Annotated in this window: 1 protein-coding gene; it reads right to left on the bottom strand. The window is 63.6% G+C overall.

What is annotated here, in order from left to right:
* Positions 1-33: 33 nt before the first annotated feature.
* Positions 34-1506, bottom strand: a complete 1473-nt coding sequence (locus BX592_RS33600) for an ISNCY family transposase (RefSeq protein WP_134197632.1) — start codon at positions 1504-1506, stop codon at positions 34-36.
* Positions 1507-1609 lie beyond the last annotated feature (103 nt).

The raw sequence follows: 1609 nt of genomic DNA on the forward strand, positions 1-1609 counted from the left end.
TGTCATGGCCAGATTCAAATGTCCGGGTTCCGGCTAGATAGAAATGTCCGGTTTTGAAGCCGTTTTTGCTTGGGTTCTGTTTATGGTTTTTGGGGGCGGCGCAGCCGCCCCCCGTTCCCTCACTTCTTTTGCGCTGATGTCGAGAATGGCCTGGTTCAGGTCTGCGACCCCGATGGCACGCTGCTTCTTCAAGCCAATGAGCGCTTTCTTCGCGCGAACGACTTCGCCAATATGGGTCCGGGAAGGGGAGCCCGCCGCGCGCCGGTCATCACGCATCGACTGAACCTGCCGCGCCACTTCCAGCGCGCTCGCGAGCCGCTTGTTGTCGATTTCCGCGCCCTGGTCGATCTTCGTGATGCGGTCGTATTCGGTGTGCGGCAACACTATGCCGTCGGCCTGCACCTCGATCACGCCATCGGGATACTCGACGACCTCCACGTACTCATGGATCAGGCGGCGATTGGCCGCCGTGTCTTCCAGCAGGTACATCACGCGGTCGTACTGCACCGTGAGTGAATTCGTTACCTTGCGCGGCACGCGATAGGCCAGGATCTGCCGCAGGTCCTCGTCATCGCGCAGTGGCCGGTGCGTGTTGTGATCGCTCGCCGGCGGCTTCGCAAAACGCCGGTTGAAGTCCGCGATGAAGGAGGGCGCATACGCATTGGCGGCTTCCCGCGTGCTGATGCCGCGCAGCCGAAGCTCCTTCACGAGCCGGTCCTGCAGCGTACCGTTGGCGCGCTCGACGCGTCCCTTGGCCTGGCTCGAGTTCGCACAGAACGTCTCGATGTTGAGCTCGTACAGGGCGCGCCCGAACTGCGTGACGCCTTTGCCCGCGGTGGCGGACCGGTTCTTCACGTAAAACACGCTGGCCTTGTCGCTGTAGAACGCCACCGGCTTGCCGTGCACGCCCAGATACTTCGCCAGCGCCTCGAAGTAACTGAAGGTCGACTCGGTGGCCGTGAAGTGCAGCGCCATCAGCCGGCTGGTCGCGTCGTCGACGAACACCAGCAGCGTGCACGCCGGCGCCCGCTCTTCGAACCAGTGATGGTCGCTGCCATCGATCTGGATCAGCTCGCCGTAGCACGCGCGACGGTTGCGCGGCTGGTACACCTTCGGCGGACGCTGCGCGCGCGGCACCCAGAGCCCGGCATCGTACATCCAGTGCCGCACCGTCTCCTTGGCCAGCAGGATGCCGTGACACTCGTGAAGCTTCTCGCGCGCCAGTGTCGGACCGAAATCGGCATAGCGCTCGCGGATGATGGCGATCACGCGGGCCCGCACGTTCACCGGCAGTTGCCGGTTGCTCGGCCTGCCACGCCTGGCCGAAACCAGACCCGTAGCCCCTGACGCCTCGAAGCGGCGTCTCAGACGCGAAACCTGCCGCTCGCTCAGTCCCAGCTGACCGGCAGCACGCACGCCGCTGAGCCGTCCCTCGACGACCGCCTCGATGATTTTGACGCGCTGCAGTTCATTCATGCTGATCGTCACCAGTCCGGGTTCGTTCATCACAGGCTCCGTCGTGTGCGCGCGCCACAGCATGCGCCTCGCGGAGCCCCGAACCGGACATTTCTAACTGGCTCAAACCAGACATTACTAAATGGCCGTTACA

The organism is Paraburkholderia rhizosphaerae (assembly GCF_004366595.1).
Taxonomy (GTDB): Bacteria; Pseudomonadota; Gammaproteobacteria; order Burkholderiales; family Burkholderiaceae; genus Paraburkholderia; species Paraburkholderia rhizosphaerae.

Excerpts from the sequence above, each read along its gene's own strand:
- BX592_RS33600 (WP_134197632.1), bottom strand. The coding sequence starts at position 1,506 with ATGAACGAACCCGGACTGGTGACGATCAGCATGAATGAACTGCAGCGC.